Raw genomic sequence first — 26,828 nt, 5'->3', positions numbered from 1 at the left:
CGCCCGCCACGAGTTCGCCCATCCCCGCCGCTGGAGGACCACGCCGTGACGCCGCTCGACCCGACCGGCCGCCCCACCCGCCCCGTTCCGGCCACCTTCCTGGCCGGGGCCGCCGAACCCGGGGCCGCCGACCGCGGGGGCTCCGAACGCGGGGCCGCCGACCACGGGAGCTCCGAACGCGAGAGCTCCGGCCGCGGGAGCTCCGGCCGCGGGGGCTCAGCACCCGGGGCCGCCGCCCCGGCCGGTCCCCCCGCGGACACCCCCGCGGACGCCCCGGCCGGCGCCCTGCGCCTGCCCGATGCCCCGCTGCCGCCGGCCGAGGTGGACCGGCTGGTGAACGGGCAGCACCACGACCCGCACGCCCTGCTCGGCGCCCACCCGGTGCACGGCGGGACGGCGATCCGGGTGCTGCGCCCGTTCGCCGAGCGGGTGGTGGTGGAGACCGCCCACGGCCCCGCCGAACTCACCCACCAGCAGGGCGGGCTGTTCACCGGCCTGCTGGCGGGCGGCGAACTCCCGGACTACACCCTGCTGGTGACCTACCCCGACGGCGAACCGCTGCGCCAGCACGACGGCTACCGCACTGCGCCCACCCTCGGCGAACTCGACCTGCACCTGATCTCCGAGGGCCGGCACGAACAGCTCTGGCAGGCGCTCGGCTCGCACGTGCGCACCGTCGACGGCGTGGCGGGCACCGCCTTCGCGGTCTGGGCGCCCAACGCCGTCGGGGTGCGGCTGATCGGCGACTTCAACCACTGGAACGGCACCGGCCACCCGATGCGCTCGCTGGGCTCCTCCGGCATCTGGGAGCTGTTCGTCCCCGGCCTCGCCGAGGGCGCCACCTACAAGTACGAGATCCACACCCGGCAGGGCTGGGTCCTCGACAAGGCCGACCCGCTCGCCCGGGCCGCCCAGTGCCCGCCCGGCACCGCCTCGGTGGTCACCTCCTCCGCGTACCGGTGGCAGGACGACGAGTGGATGGCCCGCCGGGCCCGCACCGCGCACCACCGGGCGCCGATGTCGGTGTACGAGCTGCACCTGGCCTCCTGGCGGCCCGACCTCACCACCTACCGCGAGATCGCCGAGGAACTGCCGCGCTACCTCAAGGAGTTGAACTTCACCCACGTGGAGTTCATGCCGGTGATGGAGCACCCCTTCGGTGGCTCCTGGGGGTACCAGGTCTCCGGCTACTACGCCCCCACCGCCCGGCTCGGCTCCCCGGACGACTTCCGGCACCTGGTCGACACCCTGCACCGGCACGGCATCGGCGTGATCGTCGACTGGGTGCCCGCGCACTTCCCCAAGGACGACTTCGCCCTCGCCCGCTTCGACGGCGAGCCGCTGTACGAGCCCGCCGACCCGCAGCGCGCCGAGCACCCCGACTGGGGGACGCTGGAGTTCGACTACGGCCGCACCGAGGTGCGCAACTTCCTGGTCGCCAACGCCGTGTACTGGTGCGAGGAGTTCCACATCGACGGCCTGCGGGTCGACGCGGTCGCCTCGATGCTCTACCTCGACTACTCCCGCGAGGGCGGCGCCTGGACGCCCAACCAGTACGGCGGCCGGGAGAACCTGGACGCGGCGGCCTTCCTCCAGGAGATGAACGCCACCGTCTACCGGCGCTGCCCCGGCGTGATCACCATCGCCGAGGAGTCCACCGCCTGGGACGGCGTCACCCGGCCCACCGACGCCGGCGGCCTCGGCTTCGGGCTCAAGTGGAACATGGGCTGGATGCACGACTCGCTGGTCTACATGTCCAAGGAGCCGGTGCACCGCAAGTACCACCACAACGAGATCACCTTCTCGATGGTGTACGCCTACTCCGAGAACTACGTCCTGCCGATCTCCCACGACGAGGTCGTCCACGGCAAGCAGGCCCTGGTCTCCAAGATGCCCGGCGACTGGTGGCAGCAGCGCGCCAACCACCGCGCCTACCTGGGCTTCATGTGGTCCCACCCCGGCAAGCAACTGCTCTTCATGGGGCAGGAGTTCGCCCAGGGCGCGGAGTGGGACCACGAGCAGGGCCCGCAGTGGTGGGTGCTCGACGAGCAGTGGCCCGCCCACCGGGACCACCAGGGCGTGCGCCGCCTCGTCCGCGACCTCAACCGGACCTACCGGGACACCCCCGCCCTCTGGGAGCTGGACACCACCCCGGACGGCTTCCGCTGGCTGGACGGCGGCGCCGCCGAGGACAACCTGCTCTCCTTCGTCCGCTTCGCCGCCGACGGCACCCCGCTGGTCGCCGTCTGCAACTTCTCCCCGGTCGTCCGGCACGGCCACCGGGTCGGCCTGCCTGCCCTGGACGGCCGCGAGCAGCTCTGGGAGGAGCTGCTGAACACCGACGCCGAGGCCTACGGCGGCAGCGGCACCGGCAACTCCCGCCCGATCAAGGCCGATCCGGTCGAGTGGAACGGCCAGCCCCGCTCCGCCGAACTGGTCCTGCCCCCGCTCGCCACCCTCTGGCTCCGACCCGCCTGACCCCGTAGGCTCCCCGCCTGGCAGTGATCGTCGGCAGGCGGGGGGCTTGCTCGTGTACGTGGTCCTGGCGCTGGCCTATCTGCTGCCGCCGCTGGTCTGCTGGGCGTTCCTGGTCCGCACCCGGGCCGTCGGAGCGGCCGTCCTCGCCGTCCTCGCCGCGCTGGCCCTCGCACTGGTCGGCCTGGAGCAGGAGTGGTACTTCACCCGCGCCACCGCCGAGATCGAGGCCGGGTACCCGCTCGCGGCCGGCCTGGTGGTGCTGGCGGGCGCACTGGTCGAGCGGCGCCTGCGCGGCCCCCGACCGGAGCGGCAGTTCTACCACCCGGTCGCCGGAGCGGCCGTCGCGCTCACCGTCCACGCCCTGGTCGGAGCGGCCGTCGCCGTCGCCTACCCGCTGTTCGCCCACGACGCCTTCCTGCCGAGCGCCGCGGAGGTGCCCGTCCCCGCCGGCCTGACCGTCACCCGCACCGACGGGGGCTACTGCGGCTCCGACTTCTGCGCCCGCACCCTCACCATCGGCAGCACCACCGGCCTGCCCGCCGCCGAGCTGGAGGCCCGGATGCGCGCCGCCCTCACCGCCGACGGCTGGACCGCGGGCCGCGACGGCGCCCTGCTCCGCCCGCACGGCTGGCTGCTGGACCGACGCCTGTCCACCGTCTACCTCAACGGCCGGGAACTGGACCTGTCCGGCTCCGAAGCCGCCAACGCCGCGCGCTGACCGCTGGTAACCGCCCCAGTGGGCGTCACCGGGGAGCCGTGACCGGGAACCCGAGCTCCTCGGCGGCCCGGCCGAGCTCGCGGTCGTAGGTGACGAAGTCGGTGAGTTCGGCGCGGAAGGGCTCCGCGCTGGCCAGGTGCAGCGCGTCCAGCGAGCCCAGCCGCGGGGTGCGGTAGGCGAGCGCCCTGGCCAGCACCGCGCTGCTGAGGTCGACCCGGTAGGCCCCCCGGAGCGCCTGGTCCACGTGGTACGGGACCAGCTGGTGCGACAGGCCCGCGCGGAGCAGCGTGCGGGTGATCTCCAGCCGGGCCAGTTCGCCGGTGATCAGCTCGGTGCCGTCGGGAAGCGCCTCCCGCCAGGCGCGCAGCGCGGCCGTCTCCGGCTCCGGCTTGATGAACTTCAGCAGTGCGCAGGAGTCCAGGTAGATCAACGGTCGCGCTCCCGGTTCCGGTCCTCGATCAGCAGGTCCGACAGGCTGCCGACGTCCGGCAGCAGGTCGAGGGCGAGCTCGGGCATGCCCTGGTCGGTGGGCGGAGTGACCTCGCCGGCCGCGACCAGGCGTTCGAGGGTCGACTCCGGGGCCGTCTCCGGCACCATTCGCAGCACGGGCCGCCCGCGGTCGGTCACGACGATCGTCGCACCGGCCCGGACCCGCGCGACCGCCTTCGACGGGTTCTGGTTCAGCTCACGCAGTCCCATGGTCTCCATACCAGCCAATGTAACTACATGACGTAGGTACATCAAGGGCAGGCAGTGCCGCAAGTCCCCGGTCCGGGCCCTTGGTCCCTTGCCCTTCCCCCCTGCCTCTGCTCGCGGACAGGCGTTCGTGGTGCGAAGGTATGGTCGAGATGACCACCTTCCGAGACGACGGGACGGAGACATCCGCGTGGCGCGCAGCGTGTACGTGACCGGGATCGACCGGGGGGACGGCCGGCAGGCCGTCGAACTCGGGGTCATGGAACTGCTCACCCGCCAGGTGGACCGGGTCGGGGTGTTCCGTCCGCTGGTGCACGCGGCCGCGCCCGGCGAACCCGGCTCCGACCACGTCGTCGAGCTGCTGCGCGGACGGTACCGGATCGACCTGCCGGGCACGGAGCTGTACGGGCTCGGCTACGAGGAGGCCGCCGCGCTGCAGGCCGCCCGGGGGCAGGACGAGCTGGTCTCCGCGCTGGTCGACCGCTTCCGCGCGCTGGAGCGGCGCTGCCAGGCGGTACTGGTGCTCGGCACCGACTTCGCCGACACCAACATCCCGGACGAGCTGGCCTTCAACGCCCGGCTCGCCAACGAGTTCGGCGCCGCCGTGCTGCCGGTGGTCGGCGGCCAGGGCAAGGACCCGGAGGCCGTGATCGCCGAGGTGCTGGGCGCCCACCGGGCGTACACCGACCTCGGCTGCGAGACCCTGGCGATGATCGCCAACCGGACCTCCCCCGGGGCCAAGCAGCGGATCCAGCGCGCGCTCACCGAGCGGCTGCCGATCCCGGCCTACGTGATCCCGGAGGAGCCGGCCCTGGCCGCGCCGACGGTCGCCCAGCTGGTGGAGGCGACCGGCGCCGAGGTGCTGCTCGGCGACGCGGCCGGCCTGGCCCGGGACGTCCGCGGCTTCGTCTTCGGCGGCGCCATGCTGCCCACCTTCCTGGACGCGCTGACCGAGGGCGCCCTGGTCGTCACCCCCGGGGACCGCGCCGACCTGGTGATCGGCTCGCTGGCCGCGCACGCGGCGGGCGCCCCGCCGATCGCCGGCGTGCTGCTGACCCTCGGCCAGCACCCCGGCCCGAACGTGATGGCGCTGGCCGCCCGGCTCGCCCCCGGCACCCCCGTCGCGGTCGTCCCGGAGGGCAGCTGGCCCACCGCCGCCACCCTGACCCACCTGGAGGGCAAGCTCACCACCGCCAGCCCCCGGAAGGCCGAGATCGCCCTCGGACTCTTCGAACTGCACGTGGACACCGTCGAGTTGACCAACCGGATCGAGGTCGGCCGGTCCGAACGGGTGACCCCGATGATGTTCGAGCACGAGCTGCTGGAGCGCGCCCGGGCCGGCCGCCGGCACGTGGTGCTGCCCGAGGGCACCGAGGAGCGGGTGCTGCGGGCGGCCGAGATCCTGCTGCGCCGCAACATCTGCGACCTCACCCTGCTCGGCGAGGTCGACGCGGTGCGCCGCAAGGCCGCGAGCCTGGGCATCGTCCTCCCGCAGGACGACCCGGGTGCCGACCGCACCCAGGTCCGGATCGTCGACCCGAGCACCAGCCCGCTGCGCCGCCAGTTCGCCGAGCTGTACGCCCGGCTGCGCGCCCACAAGGGGATGACCGTCGAGCTGGCCCTGGACGTGGTCACCGACGTCTCCTACTTCGGCACCCTGATGGTCCAGGAGGGCATCGCCGACGGCATGGTCTCCGGCGCGGTGCACTCCACCGCGGCGACCATCCGCCCCGCCTTCGAGGTGATCAAGACCTCGCCGGGCGCGTCCATCGTGTCGAGCGTCTTCTTCATGTGCCTGGCCGACAGGGTGCTGGTGTACGGCGACTGCGCGGTCAACCCGGACCCGGACGCCCAGCAGCTGGCCGACATCGCGATCCAGTCGGCCGCCACCGCCGCCCAGTTCGGGGTGGAGCCGCGGGTCGCGATGCTCTCGTACTCGACCGGCACGTCCGGCTCGGGCGCGGACGTCGACAAGGTCCGCAAGGCCACCGAGCTGGTCCGCGCGCTGCGGCCGGACATCCTGGTGGAGGGCCCGATCCAGTACGACGCGGCGGTGGACGAGCACGTCGCGGCCACCAAGCTGCCGGGCTCGCCGGTGGCCGGGCGGGCGACCGTGCTGATCTTCCCGGACCTCAACACCGGCAACAACACCTACAAGGCCGTCCAGCGCTCGGCCGGCGCGGTCGCGGTCGGCCCGGTGCTGCAGGGGCTGCGCAAGCCCGTCAACGACCTCTCCCGCGGCGCGCTGGTCGAGGACATCGTCAACACCGTGGCGATCACCGCCATCCAGGCCCAGGACGACAAGGAGCCGCAGGCATGACCGGAGGGACGCGCGTCCTCGTTCTCAACGCCGGCTCCTCGTCGGTGAAGTACCAGCTGATCGACATGCTGGACGGCTCCCGGCCGGCCTCCGGGCTGGTGGAGCGGATCGGCGAGGCGGGCGGGCGGCTGGTGCACACCCCGCGGTCCGGCGAGCGGCGCGAGCTGGTGCAGGCCTTCCCGGACCACTCGGCCGCGCTGAAGGCCGTCGCCGAGGAGCTGGCCGCCGACGGCCTCGGGCTGGACTCCCCCGAGCTGGCCGCGATCGGCCACCGGGTGGTGCACGGCGGCAAGCGGTTCACCGAGCCGACGGTGATCACCGACGAGGTGCTCCGGGAGATCCGCCGGCTGATCCCGGTCGCGCCGCTGCACAACCCGGCGAACATCACCGGCATCGAGGTGGCCCGGGCGCTGCGGCCGGACCTGCCGCAGGTGGCCGTGTTCGACACCGCCTTCCACGCCTCGATGCCCGAGTACTCGGCCCGCTACGCGATCGACAAGGCCGTCGCCGACGAGCACCGGGTGCGCCGCTACGGCTTCCACGGCACCTCGCACCAGTACGTCTCGCGGGCCACCGCCCGGCTGCTCGGCAAGGACCCGGCCGAGGTCAACGTGATCGTGCTGCACCTGGGCAACGGCGCCTCCGCCTCGGCGGTCAGCGGCGGCCGCTGCGTGGACACCTCGATGGGCCTCACCCCGCTGGAGGGCCTGGTCATGGGCACCCGTTCGGGTGACATCGACGCGGGCGTGGTGTTCCACCTGCACCGGGTCGGCGGCCTGTCCGTCGACCAGATCGACGACCTGCTCAACCGCCGCAGCGGGCTGCGCGGCCTGTGCGGCGAGAACGACATGCGGGAGATCATGCGCCGCGCCGACGAGGGGGACGCGGACGCCAGGCTCGCCTTCGACGCGTACGTCCACCGGCTGCGCAAGTACATCGGCGGCTACTACGCGGTGCTCGGCCGGGTGGACGCGATCGCGTTCACCGCGGGGGTCGGGGAGAACGCGGCGCCGGTGCGCGCGGCGGCCACCGCGGGACTGGAGGAGCTGGGCATCGCCGTGGACCCGGAGCTGAACTCGGTGCGCTCGGGCGACGCCCGGATCATCTCGCCCGAGTTCTCCCGGGTGGCGGTCGCGGTGGTGCCGACCGACGAGGAGCTGGAGATCGCCCGGCAGGCCTTCGCCCTGGTGCACCACGAGGGCGAGCTGTCCGAGGACTGACACGGAATCGTCTCGTTCCTCGGGATCATTCGTCGGCGATTCCTCCCGGTCCGTGCCGAATGCACCCATAACACGAACGGATAGACTGATCCATATGCGCCGAGCGAAAATTGTCTGCACCCTGGGTCCGGCCACGGACTCCTACGAACAGCTGAAGGCCATCGTCGAGGCGGGCATGAACGTCGCCCGACTGAACATGAGCCACGGCAACCACGCGGACCACGAGGAGCGGTACCGGAAGGTCCGCCAGGTCTCGGAGGACACCGGCAAGGCCATCGGCGTCCTGGCCGACCTCCAGGGTCCCAAGATCCGTCTGGCGACCTTCGCCAACGGCCCGGTGACCGTCGACAACGGCGACGAGTTCACCATCACCACCGAGGACGTCCCCGGTGACCAGCACATCTGCGGCACCACCTACAAGGGCCTGCCCGGCGACGTGAAGCCCGGCGACCCGATCCTGATCAACGACGGCGTCATCGCCCTGGAGGTCGTCAGCGTCGACGGCCCGCGGGTGAAGACCGTGGTGGTCGAGGGCGGCGTGCTCTCGAACAACAAGGGCATCAACCTGCCCGGTGCGGCCGTGAACGTGCCCGCCCTGTCCGAGAAGGACAAGGACGACCTGCGCTTCGCCCTGCGTCTGGGCGTCGACATGGTCGCACTGTCCTTCGTCCGCAACGCCGAGGACATCAAGGACGTCCACGAGGTCATGGACGAGGTCGGCATCCGGGTGCCGGTCATCGCCAAGATCGAGAAGCCGCAGGCCGTCGAGGCCATGGAGGAGATCGTCCTCGCCTTCGACGCCATCATGGTCGCCCGCGGCGACCTGGCCGTCGAGTACCCGCTGGAGCGGGTGCCGCTGGTCCAGAAGCAGCTGATCACCCTGGCCCGCCGCAACGCCAAGCCGGTCATCGTCGCCACCCAGATGATGGAGTCGATGATCCACGCCTCGCGCCCGACCCGCGCCGAGGTCTCCGACGTCGCCAACGCCATCCTGGACGGCACCGACGCGGTGATGCTCTCCGCCGAGTCCAGCGTCGGCAAGTACCCGGTCGAGACCGTCCGCACCATGAGCCGGATCTGCGAGAAGGCCGAGGAGGAGCTGGTCTCCCAGGGCCTCCAGCCGCTCAACCCGGGCCGCAAGCCGCGCACCCAGGGCGGCTCCGTCGCCCGCGCCGCGTGCGAGCTGGGCGACTTCCTGAACGGCAAGGCGCTGATCGCGTTCACCAAGTCCGGTGACACCGCGCGCCGGCTGTCCCGCTACCGTTCGCCGATCCCGGTGATCGCGTTCACCCCGGACGCGGCCACCCGCAACCAGCTCTCGCTGAGCTGGGGCGTCGAGTCGTACGTCACCGAGCAGGTGGCCACCACCGACGCGATGGTCGCGCAGGTCGACCGCGAGCTGCTGAAGCTGGGCGAGCTGGGCGAGGGCGACACCGTGATCGTCACCGCCGGTGTCCCGGTCGGCATCCCCGGCACCACCAACATGGTGCAGGTGCACCGCCTGGGCAGCCACGGCGAGTGACACCCCGGTAGTACGAACGCCGGTGGGGCGGTCCTCCTGTACGGGAGGGCCGCCCCACCGGCGTTTCCGGGTCCGCTACTTGTCGCTGTACGGCGCGTCGTCGTTGAACAGGTGCATCCCCGGGATGTGCAGGGTGCCGCCGAACTGGCCGGCCTGCTTGGCGGTCACCCCGGTCAGCTCGATGTCCAGCGGGATAGGGATGGCGCCGATCAGGTCGTACAGCCAGCGCGGCAGGGTGTCCGGGGTGAGGGTGATCTCGCCCAGGTCGATCGGGATCGGCAGGCCGAGCAGCTTGGACAGGTGGCCGGACAGCCGCTCCACGTACATGGTGACCGGGCCGTTGCGCATGGTCGAGGTCGAACCCGGGGCGCCCTGGACGTGGAAGGTGACGCCGTTGCCCTCCAGGGTCGACATGTCGAGGTTCTCGATGTCCACGCTGTCGACCACGAACTTCAGCACCCGCTTGGTGCCGGTCGGGGTCTTCACGTCGTAGACGCCGTGGAAGACCGCGCCGTGCAGGCCGAGCCGGCTGGTCCGGAGCGTCCAGTTCTGCTCCGGGACGACGTGCTCGGCGGTGGCCGCACCGGCGGTCAGATTCCGGGTGTCCACGGCGCAGTTGGGGTTCGCGGTGGGCGAGCCGGACGGGGTGGGGGTGGCCGAGGAACTCGCCGACGCACCCGCCGACGGGGCCGCCTTGCCGCTCGCCTTGCCGCCCGCCTTGCCGCTGGTGGCGGTGGCGGCCGGCGAGGGCTGCCCGCCCGAGGGCTGGGCGGCGGACTGCCCGTCCGAGGACCCGGCGGGCGGCGCGGCCTGCTGGGTGCCGGCGACCGGGGCCTGCGGCTGGGCGGGCTGCGCCGGGGTGCCGGCCCGCGGGGCGGGGGCGGCCGGCCCCTGGGGGGTGGCACTCGGTGTCGCGCTCGGCGTCGGACTGGCCGAACTGCCGGGGTTCAGCAGGTGGTTGATGCCGCCGACGATGTCGTCGATCAGCCCGGCCTGGCTCGCGGTGGCCGTGCCGCCCCCGGTGCCCCGGTAGACGGCGCTGACCGCGCCGGAGCCGCCGGTGGCGGCGGAGCGGACGGCGGGCTGGGTGGCCGTCGTCGCCGGGGGCTTCACCGGCGCGGTGGTCGGCGCGGTGGTGGGCGCCGTGGTGGGCGCCTGGGTCGGCGTGGTGGTCGGCAGCGAGCTCGGGCCGGACGAGGGCGGCGCCGTCGGGCTCCCGGTCGCCCCGGGCGTACCGGTCGGCGCGGGCGGCGGCTCGGGCAGCTCGCTCTTGGGGACGGGCGTCTCCTCGACCGGCGCCACGTCCGGCACGGTCACCGGGGCGTTGCCGCACGGCTTGCCCGCGGCGGACTCGGCCACCGCCGGGTTGGGCGTGTAGGCGGCCGCCATCAGCAGCGCGGTCGGCACCGCGGCCATCGCCAGGGCGCGGCCTCTCAGCCGGACCCGGACCGGCGGGCGCGGCGCGGCGTGCCGGCCGGAGCGCTGCGCGGGGACGGCCGTGCCCTCTGCTTGCTCGGCCGGCCCGGTCACCGCGCCCCCTCCTGCTCCCCGGCGGTGCCCTGCTTCGGAACGGCGGCCTCGGCGGCTTCGGCGGCGGGCTCGGCGGCCGGCTGCTCGGATGCGCCGCCCTGGGCGGGCAGCTTCGCGGTGGGCGCCTCGGTGGCGGCCTCGGCGGTGGTGGCCTCAGCGGCGGCGGCCGTCTCGGCGGCGGCGGTCTCGGTGGCGATCTCGGCGGCGGCGGTCTCGGTGGCGACGCTCTCCGCCACCGCACCGTCCGCCTGCTTGCCGTGCCGTGCGCGCCGCCCCTTGGCCGGCGCGGTCGCGGTGGACGGCTCCGGCAGCGGCGCCCAGGAGACCATCAGCCCGCCGCCGATCAGACCGGGCAGCAGGGAGAGGCCGAAGCCCGCGAGGTTGGAGACCGGGATCGAGACCAACGTCAGCAGGATGGTCGCGATGCCCGCGAAGACCCGTACGGCGGGCTGGAACCAGGCGGTCAGCCCGAGGATGATCATCAGCACCCCGATGATCAGCGAGCCGGCACCGGCCGTGGTGGACATCGCGATGGTCAGCCCGCCGAAGGTCAGGTGGGCGTACGGGAAGTAGAGGATCGGGACGCCGGCGATCATGGCCAGCAGGCCGCCCCAGAAGGGCCTGGAGCGGCGGAATTCACGGAAGTGCCGCCAGAGCCACCCGATGGGGTTCTGCTGACGGGGCCGTGTCTCGACCGTTGCGCTGGACATGGTGCAGCTCCTCGACGTCGCTACGAGGGAAGAACGAAAAAGGTGGGTGCCGGGGGCGGCGGTCGCCCGCCACCCCCGGCCCCGGGTTGCCCGGTCATCCGGGCACGCCGGTCGGCGTGCCGTCAGACGTGGCTCAGAAGCACTCGTTGCCCGCGCCGTCGCCGCTCTTGAGCGCGAGGTTGAGGCCGTTCAGCTTGAACGTGCCGGCCGAGGTGGCCCGCGCGGTCTGCTGAACGCCGCTCAGGTCGGCGGTCTTGGCGGACTGGGCGAAGCCGGTCGCGCCGGACGGCAGGCCGGCGCCGCCGCCCGCCTTGGTGACACCCGCGTGCGGGGCCCAGCCCTGGGTGGCCGTACCCGAGAGGGTGGAGGCGTCCTGGCCGATGTTCATCTGGCTGAAGGTCGCGTCCGCCTTCAGCTGCTCCAGGTCGATCAGCAGGTTGTCGGCCTGGACCGGCTTGCCTGCCTCGGTACCGGCGTGCAGCTGGAGGGTGATCTTGCCCAGGCCGAACGCGGACAGGTCCGTCACCACCGACTGGCACAGGTTGGTGATGTCGGCGTGGTCGAAGGCCGAGACCGCGACCGGGTGGGGCTTGCCGTTCGCCTCGATGTCGACCGAGCCGAACTGGGCGAAGTTGGTGCCGTGCAGCTGGTCGGTGCTGACCTTGAACTGCTGGCCGGAAATGCTGAACGAGGCGGCGAGCGCGCTGTTGGCGATCGAGACGCCGACCATCGCGGTGGCCGCGACGCTCGGCACCATCACCAGGGCGAAGCGCTTCCAGCGGGTCTTGCCGTAGGTCTTGGACATGCGAGTCCTCCTTCTAGGACGTACATCTCCGGCCTCCCGGCGGCGCGTCCCGCGCCGGTGGGAGCCTGGGATGGGAGAGAGCTACGTCCTCGGTAGCGGAGAGCGCCTCGGTCGTCGTCGGACGCGGGAGCGGCCTGCGTGCTGCGGCACTCCCGTCCCGTAACCGGCCGTCCTTGCGGGACGACGGGTCGGACCGACGACATCGGCGATCACCCCCGAGCGACAACCAGCGACCGCGCAGGGCCGCGCGGCCGGTCGAGGACAGGAACCGCCGTGGGACCGCGGATACCCCCCTGCCCTCCCTACCGCCGACCGGAGCCGGCGGATCACCCGGTGGGGATCCCGCACTCCGCGTGGCCGACCGGCTGTCGGAGGGTGTGGAGTCAGGGACCGGGCGTGGCCGATCGTGCTTGAATCCCGGGCGAAGCACAAGGGGTGCCTTACTGACGGGTAATGCAACACCAGGTGGCATTGATCATGGAATCGACCCGCGTTGCACCGTGCGTGACGCGTTGAAGGAAACGTGACGGCGAAATCTGCCGGAAACAGCAGCGAAACACCCGTGGGTGGTCACGGATAGTGACCACCCACGGATGAAATCAAGATTTGGTAAACCTCTGTCCGGTTGACCGGATTGTCGCCAAATCACCAGGCGACACCGCAGGTCATCCGAGGTGTCAGGCACCCGGTGCCAGCACCGGGGCCGGGCCGCCGCGGGGGCGGCTCAGAACACCCGGCTCAGAACACCCGGCTCAGAACAGCACGCGGGCCAGCGCCGCACGGGCCACGACCACCCGCGGGTCCTCCGGGCCGATCACCTCGAACAGCTCCAGCAGGCGCCGCCGGACGGTGTCCCGGTCCTCGCCGAAGGTCCGGCCGACGGTGTCCACCAGGCGCCCGAAGGCGTCCTCGACGTGACCGCCCACCAGATCCAGGTCGGCGGCCTGGAGCTGGATGCCGATGTCCTTCGGGTCGGCGGCGGCCGCCGTCCGGACCGACTGGAGGTCCAGGCCCTCGACCCGCTTGAGCAGCTCGGCCTGGGCCAGGCCCAGCTTGGCCTCGGTGTTGCCCGGCTGGTCGACCAGCACGTTCCGGTACGCCTGGATGGCGCCGCTCAGGTCGCCGGCGTCCAGCGCGTCGTGCGCGGCGGCCAGCGCCGGGTCCTCCGGCCGCTGCGGGGCGACGGCGCCGGCCTCGCCCGGGACGACCGAGCCGCCGGAGATGCCGAAGCGCTGCTCGGCGACCAGGATCAGCTGGTCCAGCACCTTGCGGACGTTGGCGGCGCTCTCCGCGCCCTGGAACAGCGGCACCAGCTGACCGGCCACCACGGCCATCACGGCCGGGATGCCCTGGATGCCGAACTGCTGGGCGATCAGCTGGTTGGCGTCCACGTCGATCTTGGCGAGCACGAAGCGGCCGGCGTACTCCTCGGCCAGGCCCTCCAGGATCGGGCTGAGCTGCTTGCAGGGCCCGCACCACTCGGCCCAGAAGTCGATGACGACCGGCACCTCGGCGGAGCGCTGGACGACCTCCGTCTCGAAGGTGTCCTCGGTGACGTCGATGACGAGCTGGTAGGCGGGCTGGGGGGCGGCGACTCCGTCCGCTTCGGCGGCGGCCGCCTGACGGGCCCGCTCGGCCCGGGCCTGCTCGGCCTTCTGGGCGGCCTCACCGGCCGCCTTCACTGCGGCGAGGTCGACCGCACCGCGCAGGGAGGAGCTGTTGAGACGCGAATTCCGTGGCTGCATGGCACCATCCTCCCCCGTCGTCGCTGCTCGCGGGCGCCAACCTCCGGAAAGTCGCCCCGCGCGGGCTGCGCGGTGCGGGTTCCCGGCCGGTGCGCCCTTCCCCCGGTAGCCTGAACCGTTCGGCGCGGATCCCCACCCGCACCCGCGCCGCCCCGTCCCACGGGGTCGGCGCCTGGTTGTCACTGCTTTCGCTACAGGTCGTAGCGTAACTGGAGCCGGTGCCCCGGCCGCAAGCCCCACCGGCGGTTCGGGGACGTGAGCTGCCCCACTTTCACCGGCCGCCTGACTGCCCGAATCCCCGAACAGTCGCTACCGTTACCAGCCCCACCCAGGTTACTTACCAGTAGATCGCAAGGAGGTCCGGTGCCGGCCGCCCAGCCCTCCGTGAGACCGGACGACGCCGTCCGGGACGGTGCCGTACGGGACGGCGCCGTACGGGCCAAGGGCCGCCCGCGCAGCGCCGCCGCCGACCTCGCGATCCTCGACGCCACCCGCGAGGCCCTCGCCGAACTCGGCTGGGGCGGACTGACCATGGGCCACGTCGCGACCCGGGCCGGGGTCGCCAAGACCACCCTCTACCGGCGCTGGCCCTCCAAGAACGAGCTGGTGGTCGACGCCGTCGCCAGCCTCTTCGACGAGCTGGTGATGCCCGACCTCGGCAGCCTGCGGGCCGACATCGAGGCCGTGGTCGGCCAGTTCGCCGACCTGCTGGCCCGCCCGGAGACCCAGGCCGCGCTGCTCGCCCTGTTCGCCGAGGGCACCCGGGATCCTCAGCTGCGCCGCCGGATCCGGGAGGCCATCGTGGACCCGCAGAAGCGGCTGGTCCGGCAGGGCCGGGCGGCCGCCCAGGCGCGCGGCGAACTGGAGGCGGACACCGACACCGCCTCGGCCCGCGAGGAGGTCGACATCATCTTCGACACCATCGCCGGCACCGTCGAGCACCGCGTGCTGGTCAGCGGCGAGCCGATCACCCCCGCGTGGACCCGCCGCTTCATCGACCTGCTGCTCGGACCGCTGGTCATCGGCTGACGGCACGCCGAAGCCGCCGTACGGACCTCCGTACGGCGGCTCGGACGTTCAACGGGTCAGAAGGCCGCGTTCTCCTGGTACGTCCCCCACTCCTGCCGCAGCGCGTTGCAGATCTCGCCCAGGGTCGCCTCGGCGCGCACCGCGTCCAGCATCGGCGGGATCATCGACTCGCCCGAGCGGGCCGCCGCCAGCATGGCGTCCAGCCCGGCCCGCACCGCCGCCTCGTCCCGGGCCGCCTTGCGCTCGCCCAGCACCCGCACCTGCTCGCGCTCGACCTCGTGGCTGACCCGCAGGATCTCCAGGTCGGGGGTGACGCTGCGCGGGTGGCAGTTGACGCCGACCACGCGCTTCTCGCCCTTCTCCACCGACTGCTGGTACTGGAAGGCCGCCTCGGCGATCTCGCCGGTGAACCAGCCCTCCTCGATCCCGCGCAGGATGCCGGAGGTGATCGGGCCGATCTCATGGTCCGCCCGGCCCTTGTCCAGGATCCGTTGGAAGATCGCCTCGGCCTGCTGCTCGATCCGGTCGGTCAGCGCCTCGACGTACCAGGAACCGCCCAGCGGGTCGGCCACGTTGGTGACGCCGGTCTCCTCCATCAGCACCTGCTGGGTGCGCAGCGCGATCTCGGCGGCCTGCTCGGAGGGCAGCGCCAGGGTCTCGTCCAGCGCGTTGGTGTGCAGCGAGTTGGTGCCGCCGAGCACCGCGGAGAGCGCCTCGACCGCGGTGCGCACCACGTTGTTGTACGGCTGCTGCGCGGTGAGCGAGACGCCGGCGGTCTGGGTGTGGAAGCGCAGCCACTGCGCCTTGTCGGTCTTGGCGCCGAAGCGGTCGCGCATCCAGCGGGCCCAGATCCGGCGCGCGGCGCGGAACTTGGCGATCTCCTCGAAGAAGTCCAGGTGGGCGTCGAAGAAGAAGGACAGGCCGGGCGCGAAGACGTCCACGTCCAGGCCGCGGGACAGGCCCAGTTCGACGTAGGCGAAGCCGTCCGCGAGGGTGTACGCCAGCTCCTGCGCGGCCGTCGCCCCGGCCTCGCGGATGTGGTAGCCCGAGACGGAGAGCGGCTTGTACGCCGGGATGCCCTGGGCGCAGTGCTCCATCAGGTCGCCGATCAGGCGCAGGTGCGGCTCGGGGGCGAAGAGCCACTCCTTCTGGGCGATGTACTCCTTGAAGATGTCGGTCTGCAGGGTGCCGTTGAGCACCGCCGGGTCCACGCCCTGGCGCTCGGCGGCGACCAGGTACATGCAGAAGATCGGGACGGCCGGGCCGCTGATCGTCATCGAGGTGGTGACCTCGCCGAGCGGGATGCCGGCGAACAGCACCTCCATGTCGGCGGCCGAGTCGATGGCGACGCCGCAGTGGCCGACCTCGCCGAGCGACTTGGGGTCGTCCGAGTCGTAGCCCATCAGGGTGGGCATGTCGAAGGCGACCGAGAGGCCGCCGCCGCCCGCGTCCAGGATCATCCGGTAGCGCTCGTTGGTCTGCTGGGCGTTGCCGAACCCGGCGAACTGCCGGATGGTCCAGGTGCGGCCGCGGTAGCCGGTGGGGTGCAGGCCGCGGGTGAAGGGGTACTCGCCGGGCCAGCCGATCCGCTCGAAGCCCTCGACGGGCTGGCCGGGCGCCGGGCCGTAGACCGGCTCGACCTCGTCGCCGGAGAGGGTGGTGAAGTCCGCGTCGCGCTTGCGGGCCTTGTCGTACCGCTGCTGCCAGCGCTGGCGTCCGCGCTCGATGTCCTCGGCGTCCATGGGCCGAACTCCGCTCCGTACGGCCGCCACGGCACCGGGCGGCACAGCTATTAGGACGTCCTACTAATTTACTCGGACGTCCTAGTACTTGTCGATGGAGCCCCGCCCGTGGAAACGGCGGCGGCCGGGAGCGGCAGCCGGGCGGGAGGGGGCGGAAACGCCGAGGGCGCCCTCCCCCGGTCGGGGAAGGGCGCCCTGGCGGCACGTGCTCGTGGCGCGCCCTCGCGGCGTGCGGCTCAGACGCCGGCCGGCTGACGGGCGCCGCCCGCCGGGAGCTGCTCGGCGGCCTCGCGGGCCACCCGGCGCTCGAAGACGAAGGAGAGGAAGGGGATGCAGCCCGCCGCCAGGGTCAGCACCAGGCGGCCGAGCGGCCACTTGAGCTTCTGCCCGAGCAGGAAGGTCACCACGAAGTACCCGATGTACAGGTAGCCGTGCAGCATCGCGACGTAGGTGGTCACGTCCTCGGCGGTGCTGAAACCGTACTTCGCGACCATGAAGCCGCAGAACACCAGGAGTGCCACACCGGTCGCAATGGCCAGGCCGCGGTACCAGCCCAGCAGGGGGGTCGCCTTCATACTCTTCCTCGCCTCGCTCGGCTCTTTGGGCCGGTACGCCCGGATCCGCGCACCGCTCCCACGAGGGTAGCCGTCCTCACGGCCGCCCCTGAGCAGCCCCCTCGTCCGGCTCGGCGAAGTCGCCCGCCGCGATCCGCAGCGGCCTGAGCAGTTCGAAGACCTGCCGGCACTGCTCGGGGCCGTACTCCTCCAGCCCGAACTCCATCGACATCAGCTCCCGGGTGGCCTCCTCGACCACCTCGCGGCCGCGCCCGGTGATCGCGGCGAGCACCCCGCGGCCGTCCAGCGGGTTGGGGCGGCGGGCGACCAGGCCTGCCCGCTCCAGCCGGTCGACGGTGTTGGTGACGCTGGTCGGGTGGACCATCAGCCGCTCGCCGATCTTGGAGAGCGAGAGCTCGCCGGTCCGGCTGAAGGTCAGCAGCACCAGCGCCTCGTACCGGGCGAAGGTCAGTCCGTACGGTTTGAGCACCGCGTCGACCCGGGACAGCAGGATCTGGTGGGCGCGCATGATCGAGGTGATCGCCGCCATCGAGGGCACGGTGCCCCAGCGGCGGGCCCACAGTTCGTCGGCGCGGGCGATCGGGTCGAAGTCGAGTGCGAGGGGCTTGGCCACCTCCTTACCGTACCGGCGGACGGGACGTGTGCTACCAGCCGTCCTGATGGTGGACAAGCGCGACGCGTGGCGGGATCCCGCCAATCGGACGGCCAGGTCCATACCTGGACATTGCGTCGGTGTGAACTGCGGGCAACGGTCGCCCGGCGCAACGGGGTTGACCGTCGAACGCCCGAACACCCCGGTATCAGGCCTCGGTTCGGACCGTAACCCGCTGAAAGTCGGGGTAAAACGTCCGCTTTGTCCGCCCGTTCACATTCCTTCGCCCTGGCGGGACTTGGCCAATTCATGAGGAAGACCTGTCATTTGATTTGCTCGATTGTCATGCTTTCCGCCAACCCCGTTCGACCGCCACCACCCCCACCCAACCGGTGGCAGCCGCACGACCGTTCGGGGTCCTCGCACGTCAGCGCCCGTCCCGCCCCGAAGGTGCCGACCCCGGCCCCCGGGACGCGGTGCGACCGCGCCCACACGCGGTTTCCCGGAAGGACTCGTCCGTGAAGCGAAAGCTCGCCGCAGTCGCCGTACTGTCCGCCACCGCTCTGCTCACCGGTGTCGTCCAGGCCGGCGCGGCCCAGGCCGACCCCGCCCCGCAGGCCGGCAGCTCCCAGCAGCTCGCCGCCCTGCTCGCCCAGGCGAACGGCCAGTCCGGCAAGGTCGCCCACGCCCTGGCCCTCGGCGGCCAGGAGCAACTGGTGGCCAAGGACGTCGTGGTGGACGCCGACGGCACCCGCCACCTCCGCTACGAGCGCACCCTCGCCGGGCTCCCCGTCCTCGGCGGCGACCTGGTCGTGCACCAGAAGGCGGACGGCACCACCACCGCCGTGGACAAGGCCATCGGCGCCAAGCTCGCGCTGCCCAGCCTCACCCCGCAGATCCCCGCGGACAAGGCCGCCGCCCAGGCCACCGGCGCCGTGCAGTCCACCGTCGGCATCACCGTCGACGAGGACGAGGCGCCGCTGACGGCGGTGCACCAGACCGGCAAGGCCGAGCTGGTGGTCTGGGCCACCGACGGCAGCCCGCGCCTGGCGTACCGCACCACGGTCGAGGGCGAGCGCGCCGACGGCACCCCGAGCCGCCAGCTGCTGGTCACCGACGCGGCGAGCGGCCAGGTGCTCTCCACCCACGAGGAGGTGCAGACCGCCTCCGGCACCGGCAAGGGCGTCTTCGTCGGCACCGTCCCGCTGACCACCACCCAGAGCGGCAGCTCCTACCAGCTCAAGGACGCCACCCGCGGCGGCCAGGCCACCTACACCCTCAAGGGCAGGACCTCCGGCTCCGGCACCCTGGTCGCCAACACCACCAACAGCTTCGGCAACGGCCTGGCCTCCAACGCCGAGTCCGCCGCCGTGGACGCCCAGTACGGCGCCGCGGCCACCTGGGACTTCTACAAGAACACCTTCGGCCGCAGCGGCATCAAGAACAACGGCGTCGGCGCCGCCAGCCGGGTCCACTACGGCTCCAACTACGTCAACGCGTTCTGGGACGACTCCTGCTTCTGCATGACGTACGGCGACGGCACCAGCAACACCCACCCGCTGACCGCGCTGGACGTGGCCGGCCACGAGATGAGCCACGGCGTCACCTCCGCCACCGCCGGCCTCAACTACTCCGGTGAGTCCGGCGGCCTCAACGAGGCCACCTCGGACATCTTCGGCACCATGGTCGAGTGGTACGCCAACCTGCCCTCCGACAAGCCGGACTACCTCATCGGCGAGCAGATCAACATCAACGGTGACGGCAAGCCGCTGCGCTACATGGACCAGCCCTCCAAGGACGGCGCGTCGGCGGACTACTGGTCCTCCACGGTCGGCAACAAGGACGTCCACTACTCCTCGGGCGTCGCCAACCACTTCTTCTACCTGCTGTCCGAGGGCAGTGGCGCCAAGACCATCAACGGCGTCAGCTACAACAGCCCGACGTACGACGGCTCCAGCCTCGCCGGCATCGGCCGGGACAAGGCGGCGAAGATCTGGTACCGCGCGCTGACCACCTACTTCACCTCCACCACCAACTACGCGGCGGCCCGTACCGGCACCCTCAAGGCCGCGGCGGACCTGTACGGCGCCACCAGCGCCGAGTACAGCGCCGTCGCCGCGACCTGGACCGCCGTCAACGTGAAGTGACGCACGGCGCAAGGTGAGCCGGACGCCCGGGGCCCCGTTGGAGGGCAGGTCCCGGGCGTCCGTCCATACCCGCAGCTGGCGGGGTTCCGCCAGCCGGACGAACCGTAAATTCCGGACAGTGGACGGCAACCGAACCATCCGCACCGCCGCTGGCGACTCCTGGCCAATCCCCGGCGGCGCCCTGTTCTTTCCTGCCACGAATTGTCATGCTTATGACCAAGCTCCCGCTCAACGCTCCGTCACCCCCACCCAATTGACGGATCGTCAGAAGCCGCACGGGAGCAGCACGTCCGCGCCCTACCGCCCCCAACGGCGCCACCCCCGGCGCCCCGGTACGCGGCGCACCCGCAGGCACCCGCGGGTCTCGTGGAAGGAACTGCCCCACGTGAAGCGAAAGTTGACCCTTCCGGCGGTGCTCTCCGCCACCGCTCTGCTGGCCGGCGTCGTCCAGATCGCCGCCCTCCCCGCCGCCCAGGCGGCCGTACCCGCCCCGCCGTCGGCCGCCCCGCTCGCGCTGGCCGCCGCGCAGAGCGCCCCGCTCGCGCAGCAGCTGGCCCTCGGCGGCCAGGAGCGGCTCGTCGTCAAGGACGCCGTGGTGGACGCCGACGGCACCCGGCACCTGCGCTACGAGCGCACCTTCGCCGGCCTGCCGGTGCTGGGCGGCGACCTGGTCGTCCACCAGCGCCCGAACGGCTCGGTGGCCTCGGTGGACCGCGCCTTCGACGGCCGACTGGCGCTGACCACCACCACCCCGGCGCTCACCGGCGGCCAGGCCGCCGCCCGTGCCACCGACGCCGTCCGGGCGACCGTCGGCCTGGCCGCAGACGCGGACGAGCCGGCGCTCAGCCGGGTGGACGGCGCCGACACGCCGGAACTGGTGGTCTGGGCGGCCGACGGCAACCCCCGGCTGGCCCACCGCACGGTGGTCCAGGGCCAGCGGGCGGACGGCACCCCGAGCCGCCAGGAGGTCGTCACCGACGCCGCCACCGGCCGGGTGCTCTCCAGCCAGGAGCAGGTGATGACCGCGACCGGCACCGGCAAGGGCGTCAACGTCGGCACCGTCACCCTCACCACCACCCAGAGCGGCTCGACCTACTCGCTCAAGGACGCCTCCCGGGGCAACCAGTCCACCACCGACCTCAAGGGCGGCACCTCGGGCAGCGGCACGCTGTTCAGCAACACCACCAACTCCTGGGGCAACGGCTCACCGTCCAACCGGGAGTCCGCCGCCGTGGACGCCCAGTTCGGCGCAGCCGCCACCTGGGACTTCTACAAGAACACCTTCGGCCGCAACGGCATCAAGAACAACGGCGTCGGCGCCGCCAGCCGCGTCCACTACAGCAGCAACTACGTGAACGCGTTCTGGGACGACTCCTGCTTCTGCATGACGTACGGCGACGGCTCGGGCAACACCCACCCGCTCACCGCCATCGACGTCTCCGGCCACGAGATGAGCCACGGCGTCACCTCCGCCACCGCCGGGCTGATCTACTCGGGCGAGTCCGGCGGCCTCAACGAGGCCACCTCGGACATCTTCGGCACCATGGTCGAGTGGTACGCCAACCTGCCCGCCGACCCGCCGGACTACCTGATCGGCGAGAAGCTCAACATCAACGGCAACGGCACCCCGCTGCGCTACATGGACAAGCCGTCCAAGGACGGCCGCTCGGCCGACTACTGGTCCTCCACGGTCGGCAACAAGGACGTCCACTACTCCTCGGGCGTGGCCAACCACTTCTTCTACCTGCTGTCCGAGGGCAGCGGCGCCAAGGTCGTCAACGGGGTCAGCTACAACAGCCCGACCTCCAACGGCTCGACGGTGACCGGCATCGGCCGCAACAAGGCGGCCGCGATCTGGTACCGCGCGCTGACCGTCTACATGACCTCCACCACCAACTACAAGGCCGCCCGCACGGCGACCCTCAAGGCCGCCTCCGACCTCTACGGCGCCACCAGCGCCGAGTACAAGGCGGTGGGCGCGGCCTGGAGCGGGGTGAACGTCAACTAGCCGCCCCGGCGCCCACCAGCCACCACCGGTGAGAAACGGCGACAGGCTGCCGCGGCCCTTTGGGAGAGGAGGCCGTGGCAGCCTGTCGACCGTCCGCACGGAAGCGGGATCAGGCGGTGGCGGGCTGCAGTTCGCCGCGCTCCTCCCGGCCGAGCATCCGCTCGGCGAAGAAGCCGCCGAGCGGCAGCACCGAGAGCACGAAGAGCAGGGCGCCGCGCTTGACGTCCCACTTCTGCGCCTGCCAGGCCTGGATCCAGAAGACCACGTACAGGATGAACAGGATCCCGTGGACCATGCCCATCACCGGCACGGCGTCGAAGGACGTGGTCCGCTTCAGCACCGAGCAGATCAGCAGCAGGATGAAGGAGATCCCCTCGGGAGCGGAGACCAGGCGCAGGCGGTGGACGGCGCTGCTGTTCACGATGGATACCTCAATACGGGGGTCGGAGGCGCGGGCACGCTTGTGAAGCGACTCACAAGCCTTCCGGCCATTATCACCGAGCACACGTACGGGCCCCGGGCCGGGGGTGGCCACCGTGCCGGATGTCACAGCCGCGCGCCAGAACCCCGCCGGATGCGCCGGAGCGTCGCCCGTACCCCCTATCCTGCTGCCCGCGCGCCCGACGGAACCGGGCGTCACCGGCACCGCACCACGGGGGTAGCACCACATGTTCAAGCGTGACTGGGACCGCAGGACCTGCGCCAAGCGCGGCCACATCACCTACGCGCCGGCCGAGCCCGAGCTGGCCGCCCGGCTGCACACCGCCACCGCCGTCGGCGACGCCTGGCGCTGCCTGCGCTGCGGCGACTTCGCGCTCGGCGCCCCGCACGGCTCCGGCCCGGCGGCGGACGCCCCGCTGGTGCCGCGCGGCAAGGCGCTGCGGGACCTCTTCATCCTGCGCTTCCTGGCCGTCGAGCGGGTCCTGCGCGGCGTGATCATCATCCTGATGGCCTGGGGCGTCTGGAAGTTCTCCAACAGCCAGGAGGCCGTGCAGCGGATCTTCGAGGACGACCTCACGGTCTTCAAGCCGGTCACCGACCACTTCCACTGGGACCTCGACCACGCCCCGATCGTCGAGACCATCCGCAAGACCTTCGGCTACCAGAAGAAGACCCTGCTGGTCGTCGCGGGCGCGCTGGTCGCCTACGCGCTGATCGAGATCGTCGAGGCGGTCGGCCTCTGGCTGGGCAAGCGCTGGGCCGAGTACCTGACCGTGGTCGCCACCGCCGCCTTCCTCCCGCTGGAGGGCTACGAGCTGCACGAGCACGTCAGCGCGGTGAAGATCTGCACCCTGCTGCTGAACATCGCCGCGGTGCTCTGGATCATGCTCTCCAAGCGGCTGTTCGGCCTGCGCGGCGGCGTGGTGGCCTTCGAGGCGGAGCGCCACTCGGCCTCGCTGCTGGAGGTCGAGGAGGCCGCCGGGACGGTCCCGCACCCCGGCCACGGCCGCGGGGCGCACGCACGCTCCTGACCCGAACGACTGTCCCGAGTCCGTACCGGTCCGCCCCGGCCCTCTCGCCCGGCCGCCCCCGCGGCGGCTAGATTGCGGCCGTGGCACAGTTCAGACTCCAGGGATCGCGGGTGCTCGCCGTCGAGTTGGGCGGGGACGCCGTCAAGGCCCGGCACGGCTCGATGGTCGCGTACACCGGCCAGATGACCTTCAAGAAACTGACCGGCGGCGGGGACGGGCTGCGCGGCATGGTCGCCCGCAGACTCACCGGCGAGCGGATGACGGTCATGGAGGTGAAGGGGCAGGGCACCTGCTACTTCGCCGACCGGGCCACCGAGATCAACCTGGTCCGCCTCGACGGGGAGACGCTCTACGTCGAGGCGGACAACCTGCTCTGCACCGAGGCCGGGCTGCACACCGGCACCAGCTTCACCGGGCTGAACGGCGTCTCCTCGGGCAACGGCCTCTTCACCACCAAGGTGGAGGGGCACGGCTGGGCGGCCGTCACCTCCAACGGGCCGGCCGTCATCCTGCGGGTCGGCAAGGACATGCCGCTGCGGGTCGACCCCGGCGCGTACGTCGCGCACACCGGCAACCTGCACCGCAGCGTGAAGTCGGGCGCGGGCTGGACCACGGTGATCGGCGAGGGCGGCGGCGAGGCCGTGCAGGTCGAGTTCACCGGCGAGGGCCTGGTGTACGTCCAGCCCTCGGAGAAGGTCACCATCGGGGGTGACGTCTGATGGGCTTCACCCGGATCAACGGCAAGATGGTCGAGGCCCAGGTGGTGCCCGGTCAGCGGCTGTTCAGCCAGCGCGGGGCCATGCTCGGGTACACCGGCGACGTCCGCTTCACCCCGAACATCACCGGCGGCCAGGGCGGGGTGATGTCGATGATCGGCCGGCGGGTCGCCAACGAGGACACCCCGCTGATGACGGTCGAGGGCCAGGGCCGGGTGATGTTCGGCCACGGCGGCCACCATGTGCACGTGATCGACCTGGTCGGCGACACCCTGTTCGTCGAGGCGGACCGGCTGCTCGCCTTCGAGGGCACCCTGCGCCAGTCCACCGTCTTCCTCGGCTCGCAGGGCGGGGTGATGGGCATGGTCCGCGGCCAGGTCAGCGGGCAGGGCCTGTTCACCACCCGGCTGGAGGGGCAGGGCTCGGTCGCGGTGATGGCCCACGGCGGCGTCTTCGAGCTGCCGATCACCCCCGGCCAGTCGGTGCACGTCGACCCGCAGGCGTACGTGGCGCACCGCGGCGAGGTGCGCAACAAACTGTCCACCGCGATCGGCTGGCGCGAGATGATCGGCCGGGGCTCGGGCGAGGCGTTCCAGCTGGAGCTGTCCGGGCAGGGCACGGTGTACGTCCAGGCGAGCGAGGAGAAGCTCTGATGTCCCACCCGCCGCAGCCGCCGCAGCCGCCGTACGGGCAGTCGCCGCACGACCAGCAGACCCAGCCGGGCTTCACGCTGCCGCCGGACCACGGCCGCTCCGCGGGCCACCCGCCGCCGCCTCCCCCGCCACCGCCGCCGTCCTACCAGCCGCCGCAGCCCCAACAGTCGTACGCCCAGGAGCAGTTCGGCGGCCCGCAGGCCCCGCTGCCGACCACCCACGGCGGCACCGGCCCGGTGGTGTACGACGCGCACACCCTGCCGGCCAACGACAACGTCAACCCCTACGCCTTCGCCGTCGAGCTGAACGGCTCCTACTTCCTGCAGAAGGGCAAGATGGTCGCCTACTACGGCGACATCTCCTTCCGCGGCGTCGGCGCCGGGATGGTCGACCGGGTACTCGGCCAGCACTTCAACTCCCCGCTGCACGCCTCGGACTGGGTGGTCGCCCAGGGCTCCGGCCGGCTGCTGCTGGCCGACCGCGCCTTCGACCTCAACTCCTACGACCTGGACGACGGCAACCTGACCGTCCGCTCGGGCAACCTGCTCGCCTTCGACCCGACGCTGCGGCTCAAGCAGTCGATCATCCCGGGCTTCCTGACCCTGATCGGCACCGGCCGCTTCGTCGCCGCCTCCAACGGGCCGGTGCACTTCGTCGAGCCGCCGGTCCGGGTGGACCCGCAGGCCCTGGTCGGCTGGGCGGACTGCCCGGCGCCGTGCCACCACTACGACCACGACTACCTGCACGGGGTGGTCGGCGGCCTGCGCCGGCTGACCGGCATCGGCGGCGCCTCCGGCGAGGAGCACCAGTTCGAGTTCATCGGTGCCGGGCAGGTGCTGGTGCAGTCCAGCGAGACGCTGCTGGCCGAGCGCTCGGTCGGCCGGGTGGACGCCGAGGCCGGGGTCCCGGGCGGCGGGGTGCCGATCCAGCCGGGCCACGGCGGCAACCAGCCCAACGCACCGGGCCTCGGTAACCTGGGCGAACTCGGTCGGCGTTTCGGCCTGTAAACTTGTACAAGATTGAACTAAATCGGCTATGCTGGATCCCATGGATACGCACACGATCGACACTGCGGACAACCCTCCGCCGCAGCCCGAGGAGGAGACTCCCTGGCTGACCGCCAGGGAGCAGCGGATGTGGCGCGCCCATCTGGAGGTCGCCAAGCTGCTGGACTACCAGCTCAGCCGTGAACTCCAGCCCCACAACCTGGCGATCAACGACTACGAGATCCTGGTCGTGCTCTCCGAGGCCCCCGACCACCGGATGCGGATGACGGACCTCGCGACCGCCACCCTGCAGTCCAAGAGCCGGCTCTCGCACCAGATCACCCGGATGGAGAACGCCGGGCTGGTGCTGCGTCAGGAGTGCCCCGGCGACCGCCGCGGCCTCTACGCCCACCTCACCGAACAGGGCTGGGAGACCATGCAGCGGGTCGCCCCCGACCACGTGCGCAGCGTCCGGGCCCACTTCATCGACCGCTTCACCCCGGAGCAGCTCGACGCCCTCTACGCGGCCCTGGCCCCGGTCGCCGAACACCTCCGCGGCCTGCGCGGCAAGCCGTAGGGACTACATCCTTATCACCGGGGAGAACGTGAGAACGACGGCGGCCCCGCCGAGAGGGCGGGGCCGCCGGATGCGGTGCGCAGGACCGGTCAGCGGTCGAGGTCGATCGTGAAGCGCCTCGTGCCCGGACCGATCGTGTCGGCGTGGATCTGGCCACGGGCCCGGTCGAACTCCCCGGTGCCGCCGGTGATCGCGTTGTCGAAGGACGGCGGCGGGCCCGGGTTGAGGTTGCCGAAGACCATCCCCTGCGCGGAGATCTGGCCGTCCGCGAGGGTGTAGGTCACGACGCACTCCTCCGCTCCGCCGTTGTCGACGGTGGTGGTGGTGCAGGTGCCGTCGGTCTCGCCGACCTGATTGATGCCGTCCTTGTCGAAGAGGATCGAGCGGAAGACGGTCCGATCGCCCTGGGCCGGGGCGCCGCCGGGGTTGACCGGGAAGTGCGACTGCTGCGCGAGCCGGCCGATGAGGGTGATGACCCGGTCCCTGCCCATGGCCTGGGCGGAATCGGCGGTGGGGGGGGGGGGGGGGGGGAAGGGGGTGTGGGCGGAGAAGGGGGTCAGCGCCGTTTCCGTTCCGCCACGAGCCGC

General features: G+C 72.1%; 24 protein-coding genes. 13 read left to right on the top strand and 11 right to left on the bottom strand.

The genetic code is table 11. From position 1 onward, the window contains the following. Positions 1 to 45: 45 nt before the first annotated feature. Positions 46 to 2,478, top strand: a complete 2,433-nt coding sequence (glgB, locus tag ACZ4W5_RS16325) for a 1,4-alpha-glucan branching protein GlgB (protein ID WP_465655081.1) — start codon at positions 46 to 48, stop codon at positions 2,476 to 2,478. A gap of 46 nt (positions 2,479 to 2,524) precedes the next feature. Beyond that, a complete protein-coding gene (locus ACZ4W5_RS16320; RefSeq protein WP_465655079.1) occupies positions 2,525 to 3,196 on the top strand; it encodes a hypothetical protein in 672 nt (223 codons plus the stop codon). A 25-nt stretch (positions 3,197 to 3,221) separates the two neighbouring features. Here ACZ4W5_RS16320 and ACZ4W5_RS16315 read toward each other — a convergent pair whose 3' ends face one another. Further along, positions 3,222 to 3,626, bottom strand: coding sequence for a type II toxin-antitoxin system VapC family toxin (locus tag ACZ4W5_RS16315; RefSeq protein ID WP_360243710.1), 405 nt, complete (start codon positions 3,624 to 3,626; stop codon positions 3,222 to 3,224). Beyond that, positions 3,623 to 3,904: a type II toxin-antitoxin system Phd/YefM family antitoxin gene (locus ACZ4W5_RS16310; protein WP_360243713.1), complete on the bottom strand. Its 282-nt coding sequence runs from the start codon at positions 3,902 to 3,904 to the stop codon at positions 3,623 to 3,625. Before ACZ4W5_RS16310 ends, ACZ4W5_RS16315 begins: the two co-directional genes overlap by 4 nt. A 178-nt stretch (positions 3,905 to 4,082) precedes the next feature. On the opposite strand from ACZ4W5_RS16310, the gene pta reads away from it, so the two are divergent. The 3 genes from pta to pyk all read left to right on the top strand — a co-directional run bounded on the left by pta (position 4,083) and on the right by pyk (position 8,954). Further along, a complete protein-coding gene (gene pta, locus ACZ4W5_RS16305; protein WP_465655076.1) occupies positions 4,083 to 6,212 on the top strand; it encodes a phosphate acetyltransferase in 2,130 nt (709 codons plus the stop codon). After that, positions 6,209 to 7,432 carry an acetate kinase gene (locus ACZ4W5_RS16300; protein WP_360243719.1) on the top strand — a complete coding sequence of 408 codons (1,224 nt, stop codon included), beginning with the start codon at positions 6,209 to 6,211 and terminating at the stop codon, positions 7,430 to 7,432. Before pta ends, ACZ4W5_RS16300 begins: the two co-directional genes overlap by 4 nt. Before the next feature lie 94 nt (positions 7,433 to 7,526). Then, on the top strand, positions 7,527 to 8,954 hold the full coding sequence (gene pyk, locus ACZ4W5_RS16295; RefSeq protein ID WP_360243722.1) for a pyruvate kinase: 1,428 nt from the start codon (positions 7,527 to 7,529) through the stop codon (positions 8,952 to 8,954). Positions 8,955 to 9,029: 75 nt separating this feature from the next. On the opposite strand, the gene ACZ4W5_RS16290 is transcribed toward pyk, so the two are convergent. The 4 genes from ACZ4W5_RS16290 to ACZ4W5_RS16275 form a co-directional block, all read right to left on the bottom strand. Continuing rightward, complete coding sequence (locus tag ACZ4W5_RS16290) at positions 9,030 to 10,484, bottom strand: hypothetical protein (RefSeq protein WP_465655074.1); 1,455 nt, start codon at positions 10,482 to 10,484, stop codon at positions 9,030 to 9,032. Beyond that, positions 10,481 to 11,194, bottom strand: a complete 714-nt coding sequence (locus ACZ4W5_RS16285; RefSeq protein WP_465655072.1) for a DUF6114 domain-containing protein — start codon at positions 11,192 to 11,194, stop codon at positions 10,481 to 10,483. Before ACZ4W5_RS16285 ends, ACZ4W5_RS16290 begins: the two co-directional genes overlap by 4 nt. A gap of 133 nt (positions 11,195 to 11,327) precedes the next feature. After that, positions 11,328 to 11,999: a DUF6230 family protein gene (locus tag ACZ4W5_RS16280; RefSeq protein ID WP_360243731.1), complete on the bottom strand. Its 672-nt coding sequence runs from the start codon at positions 11,997 to 11,999 to the stop codon at positions 11,328 to 11,330. 752 nt (positions 12,000 to 12,751) lie between these two features. Beyond that, positions 12,752 to 13,744: a tetratricopeptide repeat protein gene (locus ACZ4W5_RS16275; protein ID WP_465655070.1), complete on the bottom strand. Its 993-nt coding sequence runs from the start codon at positions 13,742 to 13,744 to the stop codon at positions 12,752 to 12,754. A gap of 384 nt (positions 13,745 to 14,128) precedes the next feature. Between ACZ4W5_RS16275 and ACZ4W5_RS16270 the strand changes: the two genes are divergently transcribed. Continuing rightward, complete coding sequence (locus ACZ4W5_RS16270; RefSeq protein ID WP_402481601.1) at positions 14,129 to 14,773, top strand: TetR/AcrR family transcriptional regulator; 645 nt, start codon at positions 14,129 to 14,131, stop codon at positions 14,771 to 14,773. Positions 14,774 to 14,829: 56 nt separating this feature from the next. Here ACZ4W5_RS16270 and ACZ4W5_RS16265 read toward each other — a convergent pair whose 3' ends face one another. The 3 genes from ACZ4W5_RS16265 to ACZ4W5_RS16255 all read right to left on the bottom strand — a co-directional run bounded on the left by ACZ4W5_RS16265 (position 14,830) and on the right by ACZ4W5_RS16255 (position 17,703). Next, on the bottom strand, positions 14,830 to 16,515 hold the full coding sequence (locus tag ACZ4W5_RS16265) for an acyl-CoA mutase large subunit family protein (protein ID WP_360243737.1): 1,686 nt from the start codon (positions 16,513 to 16,515) through the stop codon (positions 14,830 to 14,832). 236 nt (positions 16,516 to 16,751) lie between these two features. Further along, positions 16,752 to 17,090 (bottom strand): DUF3817 domain-containing protein, encoded by a 339-nt coding sequence (locus ACZ4W5_RS16260; RefSeq protein WP_360243740.1) that lies wholly within the window; start codon positions 17,088 to 17,090, stop codon positions 16,752 to 16,754. A 76-nt stretch (positions 17,091 to 17,166) separates the two neighbouring features. Beyond that, on the bottom strand, positions 17,167 to 17,703 hold the full coding sequence (locus ACZ4W5_RS16255; protein WP_360243743.1) for a MarR family winged helix-turn-helix transcriptional regulator: 537 nt from the start codon (positions 17,701 to 17,703) through the stop codon (positions 17,167 to 17,169). Between the two features lie 497 nt (positions 17,704 to 18,200). Here ACZ4W5_RS16255 and ACZ4W5_RS16250 point away from each other — a divergent pair, with 497 nt between their 5' ends. Next, positions 18,201 to 19,829, top strand: a complete 1,629-nt coding sequence (locus ACZ4W5_RS16250; protein ID WP_360243746.1) for a M4 family metallopeptidase — start codon at positions 18,201 to 18,203, stop codon at positions 19,827 to 19,829. Between the two features lie 385 nt (positions 19,830 to 20,214). Continuing rightward, a complete protein-coding gene (locus ACZ4W5_RS16245) occupies positions 20,215 to 21,837 on the top strand; it encodes a M4 family metallopeptidase (RefSeq protein ID WP_465655066.1) in 1,623 nt (540 codons plus the stop codon). Positions 21,838 to 21,946: 109 nt separating this feature from the next. On the opposite strand, the gene ACZ4W5_RS16240 is transcribed toward ACZ4W5_RS16245, so the two are convergent. Beyond that, positions 21,947 to 22,273 carry a DUF3817 domain-containing protein gene (locus ACZ4W5_RS16240; RefSeq protein WP_465655131.1) on the bottom strand — a complete coding sequence of 109 codons (327 nt, stop codon included), beginning with the start codon at positions 22,271 to 22,273 and terminating at the stop codon, positions 21,947 to 21,949. A 232-nt stretch (positions 22,274 to 22,505) separates the two neighbouring features. On the opposite strand from ACZ4W5_RS16240, the gene ACZ4W5_RS16235 reads away from it, so the two are divergent. The 5 genes from ACZ4W5_RS16235 (at position 22,506) to ACZ4W5_RS16215 (ending at position 26,241) form a co-directional block, all read left to right on the top strand. Beyond that, the gene (locus tag ACZ4W5_RS16235) at positions 22,506 to 23,309 is read left to right on the top strand and encodes a DUF2127 domain-containing protein (RefSeq protein WP_465655065.1); all 804 of its coding nucleotides are present in this window, start codon (positions 22,506 to 22,508) and stop codon (positions 23,307 to 23,309) included. An 80-nt stretch (positions 23,310 to 23,389) separates the two neighbouring features. Next, complete coding sequence (locus tag ACZ4W5_RS16230; protein ID WP_360243755.1) at positions 23,390 to 24,028, top strand: AIM24 family protein; 639 nt, start codon at positions 23,390 to 23,392, stop codon at positions 24,026 to 24,028. Beyond that, a complete protein-coding gene (locus ACZ4W5_RS16225) occupies positions 24,028 to 24,678 on the top strand; it encodes an AIM24 family protein (RefSeq protein WP_402481135.1) in 651 nt (216 codons plus the stop codon). Before ACZ4W5_RS16230 ends, ACZ4W5_RS16225 begins: the two co-directional genes overlap by 1 nt. 206 nt (positions 24,679 to 24,884) lie before the next feature. Continuing rightward, complete coding sequence (locus tag ACZ4W5_RS16220) at positions 24,885 to 25,685, top strand: AIM24 family protein (RefSeq protein WP_465655129.1); 801 nt, start codon at positions 24,885 to 24,887, stop codon at positions 25,683 to 25,685. Between the two features lie 40 nt (positions 25,686 to 25,725). Next, positions 25,726 to 26,241, top strand: a complete 516-nt coding sequence (locus ACZ4W5_RS16215; RefSeq protein ID WP_360243761.1) for a MarR family winged helix-turn-helix transcriptional regulator — start codon at positions 25,726 to 25,728, stop codon at positions 26,239 to 26,241. A gap of 89 nt (positions 26,242 to 26,330) precedes the next feature. On the opposite strand, the gene ACZ4W5_RS16210 is transcribed toward ACZ4W5_RS16215, so the two are convergent. Beyond that, positions 26,331 to 26,732: an allene oxide cyclase barrel-like domain-containing protein gene (locus ACZ4W5_RS16210; RefSeq protein WP_465655062.1), complete on the bottom strand. Its 402-nt coding sequence runs from the start codon at positions 26,730 to 26,732 to the stop codon at positions 26,331 to 26,333. Positions 26,733 to 26,828: the final 96 nt, after the last annotated feature.

This window comes from Kitasatospora sp. NPDC029367, from assembly GCF_055569135.1.
The sequence above is the reverse complement of the archived record's forward strand: the minus strand, read 5'-3'. Positions and strand labels throughout refer to the sequence as shown.